Annotated in this window: 12 protein-coding genes and 4 pseudogenes; 5 read left to right on the top strand and 11 right to left on the bottom strand. The window is 67.9% G+C overall.

From position 1 onward, the window contains the following. Window positions 1-126 precede the first annotated feature (126 nt). The gene (locus KBY47_RS11535) at window positions 127-690 is read left to right on the top strand and encodes a hypothetical protein (RefSeq protein ID WP_308405125.1); all 564 of its coding nucleotides are present in this window, start codon (window positions 127-129) and stop codon (window positions 688-690) included. Next, on the top strand, window positions 687-935 hold the full coding sequence (locus KBY47_RS11540) for a hypothetical protein (protein WP_210920943.1): 249 nt from the start codon (window positions 687-689) through the stop codon (window positions 933-935). Before KBY47_RS11535 ends, KBY47_RS11540 begins: the two co-directional genes overlap by 4 nt. Window positions 936-997: 62 nt before the next feature. Here KBY47_RS11540 and KBY47_RS37000 read toward each other — a convergent pair whose 3' ends face one another. The 3 genes and pseudogenes from KBY47_RS37000 to KBY47_RS11550 form a co-directional block, all read right to left on the bottom strand. Then, window positions 998-1,276, bottom strand: coding sequence for a tyrosine-type recombinase/integrase (locus KBY47_RS37000; RefSeq protein WP_374103072.1), 279 nt, complete (start codon window positions 1,274-1,276; stop codon window positions 998-1,000). Between the two features lie 98 nt (window positions 1,277-1,374). After that, window positions 1,375-1,872, bottom strand: a pseudogene (locus KBY47_RS37190) (tyrosine-type recombinase/integrase); the annotation flags it as partial. A gap of 276 nt (window positions 1,873-2,148) precedes the next feature. Continuing rightward, window positions 2,149-2,355, bottom strand: coding sequence for a helix-turn-helix domain-containing protein (locus KBY47_RS11550; protein ID WP_210920944.1), 207 nt, complete (start codon window positions 2,353-2,355; stop codon window positions 2,149-2,151). 449 nt (window positions 2,356-2,804) lie between these two features. Between KBY47_RS11550 and KBY47_RS11555 the strand changes: the two are divergent. Then, a pseudogene (locus tag KBY47_RS11555) lies at window positions 2,805-3,540 on the top strand (transposase). 60 nt (window positions 3,541-3,600) lie between these two features. Here KBY47_RS11555 and KBY47_RS11560 read toward each other — a convergent pair. The 6 genes and pseudogenes from KBY47_RS11560 to KBY47_RS11580 form a co-directional block, all read right to left on the bottom strand. Next, the gene (locus KBY47_RS11560; protein ID WP_210920945.1) at window positions 3,601-4,233 is read right to left on the bottom strand and encodes a DUF6368 family protein; all 633 of its coding nucleotides are present in this window, start codon (window positions 4,231-4,233) and stop codon (window positions 3,601-3,603) included. Window positions 4,234-4,345: 112 nt separating this feature from the next. Then, window positions 4,346-4,518, bottom strand: a pseudogene (locus tag KBY47_RS36435) (site-specific integrase); the annotation flags it as partial. A 25-nt stretch (window positions 4,519-4,543) separates the two neighbouring features. Further along, the gene (locus tag KBY47_RS11565) at window positions 4,544-6,904 is read right to left on the bottom strand and encodes an NB-ARC domain-containing protein (protein ID WP_374103070.1); all 2,361 of its coding nucleotides are present in this window, start codon (window positions 6,902-6,904) and stop codon (window positions 4,544-4,546) included. Window positions 6,905-7,756: 852 nt separating this feature from the next. Continuing rightward, window positions 7,757-7,927 (bottom strand): annotated as a pseudogene (locus KBY47_RS11570) (helix-turn-helix domain-containing protein); the annotation flags it as partial. Window positions 7,928-8,948: 1,021 nt separating this feature from the next. After that, entirely contained in the window at window positions 8,949-10,289 is a 1,341-nt protein-coding gene (locus KBY47_RS11575) for a class I SAM-dependent RNA methyltransferase (RefSeq protein ID WP_210920947.1), read from the bottom strand. A gap of 72 nt (window positions 10,290-10,361) precedes the next feature. Next, the gene (locus tag KBY47_RS11580; protein ID WP_210920948.1) at window positions 10,362-12,404 is read right to left on the bottom strand and encodes an APC family permease; all 2,043 of its coding nucleotides are present in this window, start codon (window positions 12,402-12,404) and stop codon (window positions 10,362-10,364) included. A gap of 504 nt (window positions 12,405-12,908) precedes the next feature. On the opposite strand from KBY47_RS11580, the gene KBY47_RS11585 reads away from it, so the two are divergent. Next, a complete protein-coding gene (locus tag KBY47_RS11585; RefSeq protein WP_210920949.1) occupies window positions 12,909-13,577 on the top strand; it encodes a TrkA family potassium uptake protein in 669 nt (222 codons plus the stop codon). Continuing rightward, window positions 13,577-14,254 (top strand): TrkA family potassium uptake protein, encoded by a 678-nt coding sequence (locus tag KBY47_RS11590; RefSeq protein ID WP_210920950.1) that lies wholly within the window; start codon window positions 13,577-13,579, stop codon window positions 14,252-14,254. Before KBY47_RS11585 ends, KBY47_RS11590 begins: the two co-directional genes overlap by 1 nt. Window positions 14,255-14,429: 175 nt before the next feature. Here the strand turns inward: KBY47_RS11590 and KBY47_RS11595 are convergent, their stop codons facing one another. Next, a complete protein-coding gene (locus KBY47_RS11595) occupies window positions 14,430-15,146 on the bottom strand; it encodes a DUF3159 domain-containing protein (protein WP_210920951.1) in 717 nt (238 codons plus the stop codon). Window positions 15,147-15,149: 3 nt separating this feature from the next. After that, window positions 15,150-15,548 carry an OB-fold nucleic acid binding domain-containing protein gene (locus KBY47_RS11600; RefSeq protein WP_210920952.1) on the bottom strand — a complete coding sequence of 133 codons (399 nt, stop codon included), beginning with the start codon at window positions 15,546-15,548 and terminating at the stop codon, window positions 15,150-15,152. Window positions 15,549-15,616 lie beyond the last annotated feature (68 nt).

A 15,616-nucleotide genomic window follows, 5' to 3' on the forward strand; every position in this document is an offset into this window, starting at 1 on the left:
TGGCGCCGCGCCGTCCGTACAAGCAGGCCTGCCCAGCCACGATTGCTGCCCAGTGCCACCGATGGCATCGCCTTCGAGGCCCTATACACAATCACCTGGCGACCACTATGGCGGGTGCCTCCCAGCGTGGAGGAGACGGTACGCACCACCGTGCATGCCACGGCGACCGAGACAGCGGTACGTTTGCGCGCCTCGGACGTGCCCGCCGCGCAGGACGTCGTCAACGCGGCTCTCGGCACTCTGCCCCGCCGTGCCCCGAACTACTGCCTGCTGAACGTCAAGGCGACTCTCGGTCTGCCCAGCGCAGCACAGGAGCTGCTGGCGCAGCGGGCAGCGGACGAGCAACGCGTCCGCCGCCTGCGCTTCTTGAAGGAGAACCTCTACGACCACCCGGACCTCGTCGTTCTGGACCAACTCGAACACCACGCCCCCGGCGCCCTGGGCGACGAGCACGTTGCCGAACTCCAGCGCCTTGCGCGCCTGATCTGCTCCTGCGACCGCTGGTGGTTCCCGCTCCTGCAGCAATGGGAGCAGGTCGGCCAAGGGTTCACGAACATCGAGAAGCGACAGCAGGCCATGCTCGTGCTGTCCGACTCCCTTAAGGCTCTCAACGGCGGCAGTCTCCCCAGCGGCATCGCAGCAGTGGGCATGTCCGGGTCTGACGGAGCACCCCGAAGGGCGCACTCATGAAGCTCGCCCTGTGGCGGATGCTGCTGGCACCCCTGACCAGCCTCCGAGCCCTGTTCATTCAACGGCGCAGCGCAACACCCCTGTCCTACGACGTCGCCTGGCGCCGGGCCCGCCTGGACCGTTGTCCCGACGACATGGTCTATCGACTACACGGCCACCAAGCCACCGCAACCGACCAAGCATCCAGTGCGCAGTCGCCCTTGGCCGCGCCGAGAAAAGACGAGCCGACCGACCGGCGCCCCTGACCGACGTCTCCACAAACACACAAACACCTTCGCCCTGTCCGGGAGGACAGGGCAAAGGACGTTCATGCGGCAATGGTCAACGGCGCGTCCAGACGCTCCCAGGCTCCGAGTACCGCCTTGTGCGCGTCCGGCTGCAGGTGGGCGTAGCGCTGGGTGGTCTGGAAGCTCTCGTGACCGAGGATGTGCTGGACCTCGTAGAGCGAGACTCCCTTCTGGACCAGCCATGAGGCGCAGGTGTGGCGCATGGAGTGCGGCGGGTAGTGCGGGACAGGCTTTTGCTCGCCGTCGCCGTCGAAGTAGCGGGCGCCATCGACGGCCGGCCACCAGTCTGTGTGCGCCAGTTGCTGTCGCTGAGGAGGCGGCCGGCACGACCCTTGGTGATGGTGGGGAACACCACGGCGTCCCGTTCGAGCCGGTGGATGTGGCGTTCGAGGGCCTCCAGGACGTGGGGCGGGAGCGGGACTTCGCGACGACTCTTGGAGCTCTTCGGATACTCCTTGATGCCGCTCTTGGTGTTCACCTCCACCACGAACAGGTGCGAGCGGCGCTGGTCGATGCGGTGGCGGTGAAGGCCGGAGAGCTCGCCCCAGCGCAGCCCGGTGTAGAAGCCGAGCAAGCACATCGTCCGCCAGGGCGTGGGGAGTTCGTCCAGAATGCTCTGCGCCTGATCGAGCGTGAACCACTGCGGCGGCTTGACCGCGATGGCCGGCAGGTCGATGTTGCGGCAAGGGCTCACCGCGAGGATGTCGTCGTCGACCGCCGCGCGCATCATGGAGGACGTCAGGTTGTACGCCCTCTTGATCGCGGAGGCTCCCGCGCCCTTCTCCGCCAGGGCGCGGATCCAGCTCTGGATGTCCATGCGGGTGATGGCCCGCATCTCCCAGCCCTCCCAGTAGGGCAGGACATGGTTCTTGATGGAGGAAGCGTCGCCGCGCAAGGTGTGGGGCTCGACGATGCGGGGGGTCCACCACCGGTCGTGTCAGTCGCTGAAAGAGATCTCGCCCGCTCACGGGTCGCGCAGGGCGCCGCGAGCGAACTGGGTCTCCATGTCGGCGCCCCAGGCTCGGGCCTGTGCTTTGAGGGGGAACGACTCGCTGAACCGGTCTCCCGCTCTGTTGCGTACGGTCGCCTGCCACTTGCCGGATGCCAGTTTCCGGAGGTACGTGGATCTACTCCTTGTTCGACTGCCGAGGGATTCGGAAACTGGTGTGGGTCAGCGACGGGCCATGGCCGGGGTGACGGTCCTGCTGCTGATGAACTCCTCCAGACCGGCAGCGGGTACTCGCACGCGGGAACGTCCGGGCCCGGTACGGAGATCGACGATGGGCAAGTCGTCAGCGGCGATGAAGCGGTAGACGGTGCGGCGGTCGACGTCCAGAGCGGCGGCGACAGCGGGTATGGAGAGCAAGCGGGCAGGCATGGGGAGTCCTTGGCGGTGCAGGTGGGGTGGGATGAGTGGCCCGGCGATTCGGCAGCCGGGCTGTAGGCCGGTTCAGCAGAAGGCCAATCAGCCTTGCCAGGGCATCGAGGCGTCAGCGGTTACGGCGTGAGGCGTCGTGGGCACGAGGGCTGGCGATGTGCGGGGCAGGCGTCTGGCAACCGCGCCGTTGTCAGGCGGGGCCTCGGGCTGAGCTCACGCCTTGAAGGCGTGGGGAAGAGCCGAAACGGTCGGTCGAGGACGCTGGAGTGGGGGCGGAACTCTGCGACAGCCGGCTCTTCGGTACGGCAGCGCGGGGAAAGCGCAAGCACTTCGTGTACCCCCTTGGTCGGGTTGGGGCGCGTCTAGTGCTGTGACCGCATAGGTTCGCCGGGTTGGCGGTCGTAACGGTTGGACGTGCGGTGACATCCGATTCGACCGCTGGAGGCGCGGTGGCCGAGCCCGTCCGTGTGCGCAGACTGACCGACCAGGAGGGTCAAAAGCAGCAGCAGTTCGGTGCGCTACCGGCGGGCGATGATGCTGCTGGCCTCGGCCGGCGGGAACCGAGTGCCGGTGATCGCCCAGCTCCTGGGCCGCTTCCCGGACCGGGTCTTCGCCTTCGACGAGTTCGGCCCACTCGGGATCCGGCCCACCGCGGGCTCGGGCTGGGCCGAACAACGGCGTCCCGACCGGCTGCCGGCCACCTACCACCGCACCTACGGAGTCCGGTACTTCCACGGCTGCTACTCGGTGGGCGACGACCGGCTGTGGGGCGTGAACCGGCGAAAGAAGGGAGCCGTGAACACGCTGGCCGCGCTGAAATCGATCCGCGCCGCCCGGCCCGCCGGCGCCCCGATCTACGTGATCCTGGACAACCTCTCCGCCCACAAGGGCGCCGACATCCACCGCTGGGCGAAGAAACACAAGGTCGAGCTGTGCTTCACCCCGACCTACGCCTCATGGGCGAACCCGATCGAAGCGCACTTCGGACCGCTACGGCAGTTCACCATCGCTAACTCGAACCACCCCAACCACACCGTGCAGACCCGGGCCCTGCACGCCTACCTCCGCTGGCGTAACGTCAACGCCCGCCACCACGACGTCCTGGCCGCTGAACGCAAGGAACGCGCCCGCATCCGAAGCGAGAAAGGCATCCGCTGGGGCGGCCGACCCGCTCTCGCCGCATGATCAGGCAACATGGCGAACGTTCCAGGTCACAGCACCACCTCCGCCGCGGATCTGTCTGGGCTACTTGACCAGCCGGAAGGCGGGGGGCCCAACCCAGGCCCGCAGGAACTCCGCCGATCCCAGCGCCGTCCAGTCGTCGCCCGCGATCCCCAGCACCCCCGGAAGACCAGCGACAACCGACGCCTGTCCGTCCAGCAGCTCGACATTGGCCACGCCCCCGATGACATCCATGACAGCGGCGGTCAGCAGGGCCATGGTCACGTGGTCGATCTCGCGATTGCAGCAGGCGCTGACATTGACGGCATGGGTCGGTCTGAAGCCGAGGATGGCCTCCACCTCGGGCTCGTCCACGTGCTCAGCCTCGAAGGTTCTCTCGTCGCCGACGCCCGGCCCCATCAAGTAGACCAGGAAGGGCCGACGCCAGTCCTCGCGCTGCGGGTTGAATCCCACCAGGGCTGTGAGCTCCTCGTCCGCGGAGGTGTCGCCGAGAAGTGGAAGCGGAAACGGCTTTCGCCAGTCCTTCTCTCGCCTGTCCTCGACGCCCAGTCGCTCTGCGGGCACGTTGACGTCGAAGAACCCGGGCCGCTTCTCGGCGAAGTGGGCAGAGAGCCCCACCATCAACGCGCGGAACTCCCGCAGCGCAGCCGGGGAGAGCGGCTCCGCCAATTCGATCACCAACGTCGGACCAGACATGCTGGGAGCCTAGTTTGATCGGCTCCGCGACCGCTCGCATTGTTCCCACACCGAGTCCAGCCGACCCGAGCACCGACGCCGCCAACCCGGCGAACGTACGCGGTCACAGCACTAGCAGGCTCGTGTACGTGTCCGAAGTCAGCGTGATCGTGGAGTGCCGGAGCGTCTCCTTCACCGTGTGGATGTCGCTGCTGCTCCGTGCGTGAGCGTCGCAGCGACGTGGCGTAGGTCCCGCAGGGTGATGGACGGCAGGTCGGTAGTGGCGAGTATGCGGCGACACCTCTCCGGGCGATCCCAGTCAGGCGGCGTGTCAAACCAGCAATCTGAACAGGTATACCCCGTAGCGGCCTACCGCTGCGAGACTCTGGCTATCCGGCCCCCATGAGCACGCGCTCAGTGGCCCTTCGGTGCGCACCAGAGCCACCGTGTGGTGCCTGACGGCGTCCCAGATCCGCACTGTGCGGTCACGACTGACAGTGGCAAGCCACGCTCCGTCGGGTGTGACAGCCACCGCCGTTACACGCTCGGTGTGGCCGTTGAGTGTGGCAAGGCAGGTCCTGGACGCCAGATCCCAGATCCGCACGGAGCAGTCTTCGGATGCAGTGGCGAGCCAGGCTCCGTCGGGTGCCACCACTGCCGCCGTCAGACGCTTGGTGTGACCTGTCAGGCTGGCAAGGCGAGAGCCTGACGCCGAGTCCCAGATCCGCAAGGAGCGGTCTCTGCTGGAAGTCGCTAACCAGGCGCCATCCGGCGCCATCGCCATCAGCTGGACTGGATTGGTGTGGTCAGTGAGGACGGCAGTGCAAGTCTGGGACACCACGTCCCACATCCGCACCGACCCGTCGTTACTGGCGGTGGCAAGCCGCGCCCCATCCGGCGTGATCGCAACTGAGTGCACTGTTCTGGTGTGGCCGTCAAGCGTTGCAAGGCAGGTTCCAGACGTCAAGTCCCAGATTCGCGCTGTGCGGTCATCGCCGACGGTGGCGAGCCGCGCTCCGTCGGGTGTGACCGATACCGACCGCAGTTGCCGGGTGTGACCGGTGAACGTGGCTGTACGAGTTCTTGACGCCGCGTCCCAGATTCCCACCGACCCGTTGTAGCTTCCGGTGGCAAGCCGCGCCCCATCTGGCAAGACCGTCAGCAGCCAGAAGGCCCTGCCGTAGCCGGAAAAGGCGCGTGGGACAACAGAGGCGGGGTGATCGGGTGGAATCCATCGATTCGTCAGAAGCGGATGCTGGGAGGCATCACGCTCACGCGCGGTGACCTGATCTCCCCAGTATCGGTTGGGCTGGAGGCGACTGTAGAGGACACCGGTGATCGCCCGCGCGGGATCTGTGGGCATGAGCAGGTGGGCCGCTTGGGCGAGGCTGAGGGCTGCCGCACGAGCCCGAGGAGTATCGATGCGGGCGAGATCACTCCAAGGTGCGGTGGGGCCACGCTGGGTCAGTCGAGTTTCGACCCAGCGCAGGTCGCCTGCCACGGCTTCCGCTTGGGCGGTGAGGTTCGCCGCGAGAAGGTGCTCTATGAGGTGGTCGAGCAGGTAGCCCTCTTGAAGGCACCACCAAGCGCGTCCGGGATGGGGGGCAGTCGGCGCTAGCGGCGCGGCTCCGGGCAGCGTGGCAGCGACTGCGCTCACCAGGCGTGTATGTAGGGCAGTGAGTGGAGCCTCGCCGAGACGGCCACGCAAGTAGTCACGGATGACGTCGTGCAGGCGGATGCGGCCGCCTTCGTCAGGCTTCAGCGTCAGCAACGACAGGCGTTCCATGGCGCGGCACAGAGCGCGTGACTGCCCTTCGGTGAGTCCACCTGTCTCACGCCACAGAAGTGCGACCAGGCCGAGGGGGATGGCCTCATCCTCAGCGAAGACGGCGAGTTCGGCGAAACGGGCCGCACCGTCTGGGGGCAGCAGGGTGATCGCTGCCTCGATCGATGCCTGGACGGCTTGGCTGCGACGCTGGGGGTCGTCCAGGTCCCAGGCTCCGGCCGGTTCATCCACGGCAGCTGGCCCCAACACGCGTAACTGCTGCAAGATCTGCGTTGCGGCAACAGCGGGGTCGGCGCCAGTTGCCGTCTGTTCGGCGATCAGCCGGTTGGTCAGGTGCAGCAGGAGGGCCCACCGGCCTGTGGTCTCCAAGAGTGCGTCGATGATGTCGGCAGGGAGCGGAGGCAGTTGCCAGGCCAACACCGCACGGGCTTGGTCACGGGACATCTCATCGACCTTGATCGGTCGGGTGCCGAGCGGTAGCAGGTTGGGATTCCGGGTGGTAACCAAGCGAACGCAGCGACGACCACCGCGCAGGAGCGGGGTTAACTGCTCGTCCTCCCAGACATCATCGAGGACCAGGAGGATACGAGGCCGCTGATCGAGTAGGCGGCCCAGGTGGTCGCCTGCCAGATTGGGATCGTCAAACTCGGTGGTGTCGCCTGTGATAAACAGGGTCACTTCCGCGATCTTGGCCGCCACGGCTGCTCGGCCACGAACATCCCGGCCGATGGTGACGGTGTAGATGCGGGAGCGAAAGCGCCGTCGAACCCGCTTATGTGCGCAGACTGCGGTAGCCAAAGCCGTCTTACCGAATCCGCCAGCGCCCCACAGCGACGTGGTGATTCCTACGGCGCGACCACCACGACATACCGCCGCCACTGCGTCGAGAGTCTCTGAGCGAGCCACGAACCAACCTGGTACCTCCGTCGGCTGTGGGGGTGGAGGGTCGTCGCGACCAGCAGATGGGCGCCCCTGCTTCCAGGTCATTGCGCCAGCGACGGGAAGAGACAGCACCACCAACACGGCGACCGAGGGCCATGATTGTTGACGCAAACTGTCTAACGGGCCCGGCCAACGTTGCTCTGCAGTAGCCGCGTTAGCAGCCAGCGACAACAAGGCGGCCAGCACCAGGCTCGCAACAACGAGCGCCACCATCCCCATGCGTTCCCGCACTCCACACTCCCCGTGAACAGCCTCGCAGCCAGGCGACACTACCTTTACTCCCGATCCCGAACTGGTCGAATACCGCCACAAGCGCAGGGCTGTTCTCCCTGTTTTGCGGCGCATCGGTTCAGGACGACCCCCGCGCTCTGGGTGAGCGATGCGTGAGCGGACGGTGTGGCATCGTCCGAGACGGAACAGACCGCGCATCACGCCGCAGGCGCCTTGACTAGGCGGTTCCGGACCCCGAAGAAGCATCCGGAACCACCCAACAAGATCACGCCAGGACTTTTAATCCATTGGTTGGGGGATCGAGTCCCACAGGGCCTACCGGTGGCGGGGAGGTAAACACCTTCTGACCTGCTACGCAGCGCCTGAGCCAGCTCCGGTTGGCTCAGGCGCTGCGTCCTTTCGAGCCAGCACGAGAGCGGATGTGGCCTGCAGATCGGTGCCGCTTGGGCGGACGAATCAGCAGCTGCCGGACGCGACCGGGGGATCAGCTTGGCTGCCTTCTCGGCGGCTTACGGTCCAGCTCAGGGAGCGGGCTCGTGAACGTCTCCGAGGTCAGCATGACGGTGGAGTGCCGAAGCGTCTCCTTCACCGGCGTACGGTCTCGATCAGGGCCGGCATGCGCAACTTGGCGCGCAGGGACGCGACATGCACCTCCAGGTTGCGTCCCGTCCCCTCCCAACTGGTGCGCCACACCTCGCGGATGATCTGCGTGCACGCGCGTGTGTGAACGCATTCACGCTGATGGACGAGGGCGACGTCAAGTAGGTTCCGGCTGCTCATGGCTTCCGTCATCCAGCCGATACGTGCCTTCCGGCAACTGCCACGACGCGTGTGCGATTGCTGTCGGATCGTGATGCTCAGATTCCCCTCAGATGTAATGACGCAGGTCGGAGGGGGTGTCCACCTTCTTCCTCACGAAAGGCTCAACGGAAGGGCTCAGCACGCCCAGGCCAGCTGGGGGCGTGACGAACTGCCTTCAGCGACGCGGGGCGCTTCCCCGTCCGACCGAAGGGGGGTCGGCTCTCATGCCGTCCCGTCGATCCGGGAAAGACCGCCAGCCGAAAGCGAAGGGGAAGTGGAGGAGTCGCTTCAAGAGGGACATCCCACTCCGCTTCAGGCCAGACACCGTGTCCGCGGCCTGCGAGGTTCTGCTGGTAGTCGCGTACTTCTACGACCGGTGGAAGTGATCCTAAGGGCCGCGGCCTCAGCTAAGAGCTGAGGCCGCACCATCAAGGCCAGAGCCTTCGCCCCGAAGAAGCCCACGGCACGCACCCGGGGGGACGGGCGGGGCTCTGGCAGCCGCCTGGCCAGCATCAATTCGATGTCGCCTATGACAGTCGCCGCGACCCTACCTGACCCGTCGCGCGGAGCGTAACTGCTGATGGCTGCAAGGGGTGTTGAGCCTTCGCCCAGGATGGCGTTCCGCAGGCCCGGGGCGGCATCCTCCTCCAGCTCCATCAACTGGCACGAGTGCAAGACAACCGAAAGGTCATATGTGCGGGTCAGCGACACACGGTCACCCAACGCGGCAAATCGCAGCTCCCTGGTCTCTTCCGGGACATCCGACCAGCAGGATCCAGCAACTCTGCGCACAGCGTCGCCGACCCTCGGTTCAGCATCGATATTCGCTATCCCGACAAGACCTGACCTGCTCCAACAAGCCACCTGACACCCCATCAGAACGAGCGTCAAATGAGCATCACGAGCGTCATTTCAGCGTCAAGATATCGCCCGTAACGCCCACACCGCACATAATGCGCACGCACAAAACCGCAGGTCAGGAGCCCTTGGCCACCGGCTCAAGGATGGCAACGCACTCCACATGATGCGTCATCGGAAACAGATCGAACACCCGCAACACCCGCACCCGATACCCCCCGTCCCGGAAGTACCCCAGATCCCGCGCCAGCGCCGCCGGATCGCACGCCACGTAGGCGATCCTCCGCGCCCCCAGCGTGGCCAGATGCCCCACCGTCCTGCGCCCCGCCCCCGCCCGCGGCGGGTCGAGGACGATCAGGTCGACCTCGGTGATGCCGGTGCGCGGCAGGACCGACTCCACCTTGCCCTGTTCGATCCGCACCCGCGGGAAGTCCGCGAGGTTGTGGCGGGCGTCCTCGACCGCTCGCTTGCCGGACTCGATGCCGAGGACGGCGCCCTTCTCGCCGAGGCGGTCGGCGAGGGCGCCCGCGAAGAGACCGACGCCGCAGTAGAGGTCGAGCGCGGTCTCGCCCTTGCGGGGCAGCAGGCCCTGCATGACCGCCGTGACGAGGGTGTCGGCGGCCTTCGGGTGGACCTGCCAGAAGCCGCCGTTGCCGACCCGGTAGGTGCGGTCGTCGGCGCGTTCGCGGACGAAGGGGCGGCCGTGGACGCGGTGCACGCCCCCGTCCTTCTCTCCGACGCGCAGCACCGACACCGGCTTGTCCAGCTCGACGATCGGCAGCCGCGCCCCCGGCCGGGGAGTGAGGATCACCTGCCGGTCCTGGGAGCCCGTCGCCGCGATCGCCTCGACCGACGCCATGCCGGTCCAGTCCCGCTTCTCGATGCACAGCTCGCTGACACCCGCCGCAGCGATCATGCAGTGGTCGATCGGCTCGACCTCGTGCGAGCGGTGGCGGCGCAGCCCGGCGTGCCCGGAGGCGTCGACGGCGTACTGCACGCGCGTGCGCCACTGCGGGACCTGCCCGGCGGGCAGCTTGTCGCCCTCCGCGGGCATCACCGTGCCGTCCCACCCGGCCTCCTCGGGGGTGAGCCCGGCGAGGCGCTTGAGCTGCTCGGCGACGACCTCGCCCTTCAGGCGCCGCTGGGCGCCCGGCTTGGCGTGCTGCCAGTCGCAGCCGCCGCAGCGGCCGGGACCGGCGTACGGGCAGGGCGCCTCGATGCGGTCCTTGGACGCCGACAGCACGGTGACCGCGTCCGCGCGCAGGAAGCGGGCGCCCTCCTCGCCCTCGGTGACCCGGGCCACCACCCGTTCCCCGGGCAGTGCGTGCCGGACGAAGAGGACCTGGCCCTCCTCCGTGCGGGCGATGCAGTGCCCGCCGTGCGCGACGGGGCCGACCTCGACCTCGTACTCGGCCCCTACCAGCGACCCCGCCTGCGTTTTCTTCGGTTCTGCCTGCATGGCGTGGGTGCTCCAGACGAAGGACTAGGTACGAGGGACAACAGCCCACCAGTCTACGGCCTCGCCGTGCCCTCAGTGCCCGCCGTCCTTCGGGGGCGGCCCGGCGGGCCCGCGCCGCACCGAGCCGGGCGCGTTCCACTCCTGCCGCCTGCGGGCGCGCTTCTTCGCCACCTCGGAGGACGCCAGCTGGTACGGCACCGAGGTCACCATCACACCTGGCGAGAACAGCAGTCGGCCCTTGAGCCGCAGGGCGCTCTGGTTGTGCAGCAGGTGCTCGTACCAGTGGCCGACCACATACTCCGGGATGATCACGGAGACGATGTCGCGCGGGGAGTCGCGGCGGATGCCGCGGACGTACTCGATGACCGGCCGGGTGATCTCCCGGTACGGGGAGTCCAGGACCTTCAGCGGTACGTCGATGCCGCGCCGTTCCCACTCCTCGCGCAGGGCCTTGGTCTCGGCCGGGTCGACGTTGACGCTGAGCGCCTCCAGGGTGTCGGAGCGCATCAGCCTGGCGTAGGCCAGGGCCCGCAGCGTGGGGCGGTGGATCTTGGAGATCAGGACCACCGAGTGGACCCGTGAGGGGCGGGCGCTGTCCTCGCTCGGGCCCTCGGGGGCCGTGAGTTCGCCCGCGACATGGTCGTAGTGGCGGCGGATCGCGCTCATGGTGACGTAGAAGATCACCATGCCGAGCAGCGCGACCCAGGCGCCGTGCGTGAACTTCGTGGCCAGTACGACGACCAGGACCAGTCCGGTGAAGAAGGCGCCGAAGGCGTTGATCGCGCGGGAGCGGTGCATGTGGCGGCGCTTGGCCGGGTCGCGCTCGGTGAGCAGGTGGCGGTTCCAGTGCCGGACCATGCCGGTCTGGCTGAGGGTGAAGGAGACGAAGACGCCGACGATGTAGAGCTGGATGAGGCGGGTGGAGTCGGCGCCGTACACCCACACCAGCAGTCCGGCCGCACCGGCCAGCAGCACGATGCCGTTGGAGAAGGCGAGCCGGTCGCCGCGGGTGTGCAGCTGGCGCGGCAGGTAGCGGTCCTGGGCGAGGATCGAGCCGAGCACCGGGAAGCCGTTGTAGGCGGTGTTCGCGGCGAGGAAGAGCACCAGCGCGGTGGCCGCGGCCAGCAGGACGAAGAAGAAGGTGTCCTTGCCGAAGACGGCCTCGGCGACCTGGGTGATCACCGGGTTCTGGACGTAGTCCGGGCCCACCGGTACGCCGCCGGACAGCAGGTCGTGGGCGGGGTTCTCGGCCATCCGGACGTCGGTGGCGAGGGCGAGCCCGATGATCCCGCAGAACATGGTGACCGCGAACAGGCCCATCAGCGCGAGCGTGTTCGCCGCGTTGCGTGACTTGGGCTTGCGGAAGGCGGGGACGCCGTTGGAGATCGCCTCCACGCCGGTGAGCGCGGCACAGCCGGAGGAGAAGGCCCGCAGCAGCAGGAACACCAGGGCGAAGCCCGCCAGGCCCTGGTGCTCGGGCTTGATCTCCAGGTCGGCGGTGGGTGCCTTCATGGTGTCGCCGAGGACCAGCCCCCGGAAGGCGCCCCAGGCGATCAGCAGGAAGACCCCGCTGACGAAGACGTACGTCGGGATGGCGAACAGCTTGCCCGACTCCTTGACCCCGCGCAGGTTCATCAGCGTCAGCAGCACGATCACCGCCAGCGCCGAGAACACCTTGTGCTCGACGATGAAGGGGACCGCGGAGCCGAGGTTCTCGACGCCGGAGGAGATGGAGACGGCGACGGTGAGGACGTAGTCCACGAGCAGGGCGCTGGCGACCGTGAGGCCCGCCTTGGGCCCGAGGTTGGTGTTGGCCACCTCGTAGTCGCCGCCACCGCTCGGGTAGGCGTGCACGTTCTGCCGGTACGACGCCACCACCGTGAACATCAGCACCACGACCGCGGCCGCGATCCAGGGGCTGAAGTGGTACGCCGACACGCCCGCGATGGACAGGACCAGCAGCACCTCGCCGGGCGCGTAGGCCACGGAGGACAGCGGGTCGGAAGCGAACACGGGGAGTGCGATGCGCTTCGGCAGGAGCGTTTCACCCAGCCGGTCGCTGCGCAGTGCGCGCCCGATGAGGATCCGTTTGGGCACGTCGGTCAGTTTGGACACAACAGAGGATCGTAAGCCTTCGAACAGACAGTCGCCCACCGCCCCGCCCTCATCTGCCTCACGAGTGAAATCGCGTTCGCCCACGGCTACGGATTCCACGTATCCGGCACCAAACGTGCCTATATGACAAAACGCTCCCGCCAGCCGTCCCCCGTACTCCCCCGCGCTCCCCGCGCGCCCCGGAACTCCCCCGCACTCCCCCGCACTCCCCCGCACCCCCCTCGGAGGTTGTCCATGCCCGCCCCCGCAGAGCTGATCGGTGCCACCGCGTCACTCGTCGGCCTCGGCATCCTGACGATCCTCAGCGTCCTGAGCATCAGCCGCCGCTGAGCACCGCGAACCGTGCACGGGGGTGCCCCCGGCGGACGGCGCGTGTGTAGCTTGGGCGGCGGTCTGAGACCCTGTTGCCAGGTCCTGGGCCAGACCCCGTTGCCAGGTCTTGGGCCAGATTCCTGTACCTGGCCTCGGCCGAGGTCGACAACTCATGACACCGGAAGGACGGTCGTGCACATCGTCATCATGGGCTGCGGCAGAGTGGGTTCCGCTCTCGCCCAGACCCTGGAGCAGCAGGGGCACACGGTCGCGGTGATCGACCAGGACCCCACCGCCTTCCGACGACTGGGTTCCGCGTTCGGCGGCCGCCGGGTCACCGGCGTCGGCTTCGACCAGGACACCCTGCGCGAGGCGGGCATCGAGGAGGCCGGCGCCTTCGCCGCCGTCTCCAGCGGCGACAACTCCAACATCATCGCGGCCCGGGTGGCCCGTGAGATGTTCGGTGTCGAGAATGTCGCGGCCCGCATCTACGACCCCCGCCGCGCCGAGGTCTACCAGCGCCTCGGCATCCCCACCGTGGCGACCGTCCGCTGGACGGCCGACCAGATGCTGCGCAGGCTGCTCCCCTCGGGCTCGGAGCCGCTGTGGCGCGACCCGACCGGTGGTGTGCAGCTGGCCGAGGTGCACGCCTCGGACGCCTGGGTGGGCCACAAGATCAGCAAGTTGCAGGAGGAGACGGGCGTCCGGGTGGCGTTCCTCACCCGTCTCGGCGAGGCGGTCCTGCCGACCTCGCAGACGGTGTTGCAGGAGGGGGACCTGGTGCACGTGATGATGCGCTCGGACGAGGTCGAGAAGGTCGAGGCGTCCTTCGCCGAGGGCCCGAAGGAGGGCGGTCACTGATGCGTGTCGCCATTGCCGGGGCCGGTGCGGTCGGCCGGTCCATCGCCGGTGAGCTGCTGGAGAACGGCCATGAGGTCCTCCTGATCGACAAGGCGCCGACCGCCATCTCGGTGGAGCGCGTCCCGCTGGCGGAGTGGCTGCTCGCCGACGCCTGTGAGATCACCTCGCTGGACGAGGCGGCGCTCCAGCGCTGCAACGTGGTGATCGCCGCGACCGGCGACGACAAGGTCAACCTGGTCGTCTCGCTGCTCGCCAAGACGGAGTACGGCGTCCCGCGCGTCGTCGCCCGCGTCAACAACCCCAAGAACGAATGGCTCTTCAACGAGTCCTGGGGCGTCGACGTCGCCGTCTCCACCCCGCGTCTGATGTCGGCCCTGGTCGAGGAGGCGGTGAGCGTCGGCGACCTGGTCCGGCTGCTGCGCTTCAGCCACGGCGACGCCAACCTGGTCGAGCTGACCCTGCCGGAGGAGTCCGCCCTGGCGGGCACCCGCGTCGGTGATGTGCAGTGGCCCCAGGACACCTCCCTGGTCACCATCATCCGCGGCACCCGGGTCCTCACCCCGTCCGTGGAGGACTCACTGGAGGCGGGCGACGAACTCCTCTTCGTCGCGGCCCAGGCCCGCGAGGAACAACTGGAGGACCTGCTCTCGGTCCGCCGAGCGGACGCCCCGAGCTGACAGCCGGCAGTCGGCCTGACAGCCAGCAGCCGACAACGCCGGACGCGGCTCCACAGCCCGTCCGGCACCTGGCGGCACGGCCGAGCGGACCGACCCAGCCCGTCCGGCGTTTGAGGACAAGGCCCGTTCAGGGCCGAAGCGGGGGTCTGGGGGCGGAAGCACCGGGGCCGGAGCCCTACTCGGCTGCCGACCTCGCTTTTTCCTCCGCCTCCAGCTCCGCGAACACATCGATCGGCGCGGGCGCCTTCGCCAGGAACACCCACGTCAGCCACACGGCGAGCAGGAATGGCGGGATCTTCAGCGCGACCAGCACCCACCCCAGCTGGGTGGTGTCGGCCCACCAGTACAGCGGGAAGAGGATCGCGCACTTGGCGAGCAGGATCAGCCCCCACGCATAGCTGGCCTTGGCGTACGCCTTCTTGCGGCCGGGGTTGCGGGTCCGCCAGGACAGGTTCTCCTTGAAGACCGGGCCGAGGATCAGACCGATCAGCGGGACCCCGCACAGGGTCGTGATGATGTACGCCAGACCCAGGCCCAGCGTGTAGAGCATGCCGGGCAGGTAGAAGTCCTTCGCGTTCCCGGTCATCATCGCGAAGACGACGCCGAAGGCCACGCCGAAGACACCGCTGAAGGCGTGCTTGACGGTGTCCTTCATGGCGAGCCGGACCACCACGAGCAGCAGGGACACCGCGAGCGCGGCGATCGCCGACAGGTGCAGGTCCTTGTTGATCGTGTAGATGGTCACGAAGAGCAGGCCCGGCAGCACCGTCTCGACCATGCCCCGTACTCCGCCGAAGGCCTCGAAGAGCGCGGCCTCGGTCACCGCCCGGGCGTCCTGCGCGCCGTGCGTGGCGTCTTCGGTGGCTTCAGTCGGCTTGTCCAGCGACGTCACCGGCTACTCCCGTCCGAGGGGTCTCAGTTCGTACTTGGGGTTGAACAGCACCCGGCGGCCCCGGCTCATCGAGATCCGGCCCGATGCGATGAGCTTGCGCCCCGGTTCTATCCCGTTGATGGAGCGTCGGCCGAGCCACACCACATCCAGTGCGGCGGAGCCGTCGAACAACTCGGCCTCCAGTGCCGGGACTCCCGCACGCGGGCGCAGGGTGACCGTGCGCAAGGTACCAGTAACGGTGACGATCTGCCGGTCGTGGCAGTCGCCTATCCGCGTACAGCCTGCGGTGTCGGCGTCCTCTCGCAGCTCCTCGGACTCCAGGTCCTCCTGCGACGAGGAGAGCCGGTCGAGCATGCGCCGGAACCGGCCCACCGGCTTGTCGGAACGAGGAACAGCACTCATGTCTGAAGCCTACCGGGGTGTACCGACACCTACGTACCCTCCGGACGCCCGTTCGAACCGAACCCGCA

This window comes from Streptomyces sp. B93 (genome assembly GCF_018070565.1).
Taxonomy (GTDB): Bacteria; Actinomycetota; Actinomycetes; order Streptomycetales; family Streptomycetaceae; genus Streptomyces.